Source organism: Stackebrandtia sp., assembly GCF_035643755.1.
In the GTDB taxonomy this organism is placed as follows: domain Bacteria; phylum Actinomycetota; class Actinomycetes; order Mycobacteriales; family Micromonosporaceae; genus Stackebrandtia.
In genome coordinates this window covers 1-2153 of sequence record NZ_DASQPW010000230.1, presented here as the reverse complement: position 1 = coordinate 2153, position 2153 = coordinate 1, and the positions used below count along the sequence as shown (strand labels likewise).

At 74.6% G+C, this 2153-nt stretch carries 2 protein-coding genes and 1 pseudogene; all 3 read right to left on the bottom strand.

The genetic code is table 11. The annotated features are described in order from the left end of the window. Nucleotides 1–818: GNAT family N-acetyltransferase (locus VE172_RS18135; RefSeq protein ID WP_324803370.1), on the bottom strand; the 818-nt coding region annotated here is incomplete at its 3' end. A gap of 4 nt (nucleotides 819–822) precedes the next feature. Then, entirely contained in the window at nucleotides 823–2001 is a 1179-nt protein-coding gene (locus VE172_RS18130) for an anhydro-N-acetylmuramic acid kinase (protein WP_349258443.1), read from the bottom strand. Nucleotides 2002–2012: 11 nt separating this feature from the next. Further along, nucleotides 2013–2153, bottom strand: a pseudogene (locus VE172_RS25505) (ABC transporter permease); the annotation flags it as partial.

The window sequence follows — 2153 nt, the reverse complement described above, 5'->3', positions numbered from 1 at the left end:
CCGCCGCGATGCCGCAGCAGGTCCCGCACCGTGACCGCGTCCTTGCCGCCGCCGACGAAGCCGGGCAGGTAGTTCTTCACGGGATCGTCGAGGCGCACGTCGCCCGCCGACACCAGCGCGATCAACGCGGTCGTGGTCGCCACGATCTTGGTGACCGACGCCAGGTCGTGGCTGGTCGCGGGCGTCATCGGCGAGGCGCCGCCTCGCACCCCCGCGACCCCGTCGACGCGATGCCGCGGCGTCCGCAGGCCGATCGCGGCGCCGGCGGGGGCGTTGTCGCCCGAGGCCACCAGGTCGTTCGCCAGGCGGGCGAAGCCGTTCGCCTCCCCGACGTACTCCAGGCGCGTCTCGTCGACGCCGAAATCGGGCTGGACGCGCCGCGCGCCGTCGGGAATCCAGCCCTGGGCGCGGTAGAACGCGATGGACGGGGCGTTGGCCGAGATCACCCACAGGGTGAGTGTGTCGGCGCCGAGGTCCCGCAAACCCTTGACGGCGGCCGAAAGCAGCCTCGCGCCGATGCCGAGGCGCTGGGCCCGGGGCGACACGTACAGGGACTGGACGACACCCGTGCCATCGCCGTCGCGTTCGAAGCGCGTCACGCCCTGGACGTACCCCTCCTCGGACGTCGCGACCAGCGCTCCGCCGCCGTCGGTGCCCCGAAGGACCGCCTCCCAGTTCGCCGCGATCCGCTGCGGCGTCAGGCCAGCGACCGCCGAGGCGGGCGCCACGGCGGCGATGTTGGACGCCCAGCACTCCAGCAGCACGTCGGTGACGGCGGCCAGATCGGCGGGGGCGGCGGGGCGCAGGGTCACGGGCATGGGCTCACCCCGCCGATTCCAGGGTGAGGAAGCGCGGTGTCGCGGCGCGCGGCGCGGGCAGCTCCAACGGGCCCGCCCCGGGGGTGACTGTGCCGAGGATGCGGGGGGCGCTGGCGCCCGTGCCCGCGGGGTCGGTGGCGGGCAGGCCGTGCGCGGTGCACCAGCCGATGAGGGCGAAGGCGATGGCCTCCTTGTCGTCGGACGGCGCGCCCACGGCGTCCGACGGAAGCACCCGAGCGCCGGGAAGCGCCGCGCGCAGACCGTCCACGATGGTGGGATTGTGGGCGCCGCCGCCCGATAGCAGCAGGGTGGTGACCCCCGCCGCGCGGACGTCGGCGGCGACCGTGCGGACCGTCAGCTCGGTGAGCGTGGCGACCAGGTCGGCGAACCCCGGCGAGGTGCCCGCCGCGGCGACGGCCTCGTCGACGTAGCCGAGGTGGAACAGCTCCTTGCCCGTGCTCTTCGGTGCGGGCAGCCGATAGTAGGGCTCGTCCAGCAGCACCGACAGCAGCCTCTCGTCGACGGTTCCCGACGCGGCGATCCGCCCGTCGGCGTCGAACCCGCCCTTCCCGGCGCGCGCCACGGCCGCGTCGATGAGCGCGTTGGCGGGCCCGATGTCGTAGGCGGTGAGCCGACCGGGGTGGTCGGTGTCGCCGCGCGGCAGCGTGATGTTGGAGATCCCGCCGAGGTTCAGTGCGGCGGGCACGCCGTCGAGCCCCGCCAGCAGCAGACCGTCCAGGTAGGACACCAGGGGCGCACCGTGCCCGCCGGCCGTGATGTCGCGTATCCGCACGTCGGACACCACGGCGGTGCCCGTGCGCTCGGCGATCCACGCGGGTTGTCCGATCTGGAGGGTTCCCCTGGCGTGGCCGCCGTCGACCCAGTGGTAGACGGTCTGGCCGTGCGACACGATCAGGTCAACCGGCCCCGCCTCCGCGATCGCCGCGGCGGCGGCGTCGGCGAAGGCCCGCCCGATCAGGGTGTCGAGCTCGCACACCTCCGCGAGCGTCGTCGGCGACGGCGGCAGCGCCCGCACCAGCCGCGCCCGCAGCGCGTCGGCGTACGGGGCGGCGGCGGTGTGGGCGATGCGCCCGCGCAGCCCGTCCCCGTCGGGGGTGAACTCGACAATGGCCGAATCGATACCGTCGTGCGAGGTGCCCGAGATCATTCCCAGCACCCGCATCGCGCCGCGCGTCATCGCCGCCCCCGATTCCGCGGGTCGAAGACGTCCCGCAGCCCGTCGCCCAGCAGATTCAGGCCCACGACCAGCAGCACGATCGCGATGCCGGGCGCCAGCATCGTCCACGGCGCGATGGTCACCAGCGTCCGCGCGTC

Bases quoted from the DNA above. Each gene is read 5' to 3' on its own strand.
- VE172_RS18130 (WP_349258443.1), bottom strand. From the start codon at position 2,001: ATGCGGGTGCTGGGAATGATCTCGGGCACCTCGCACGACGGTATCGAT.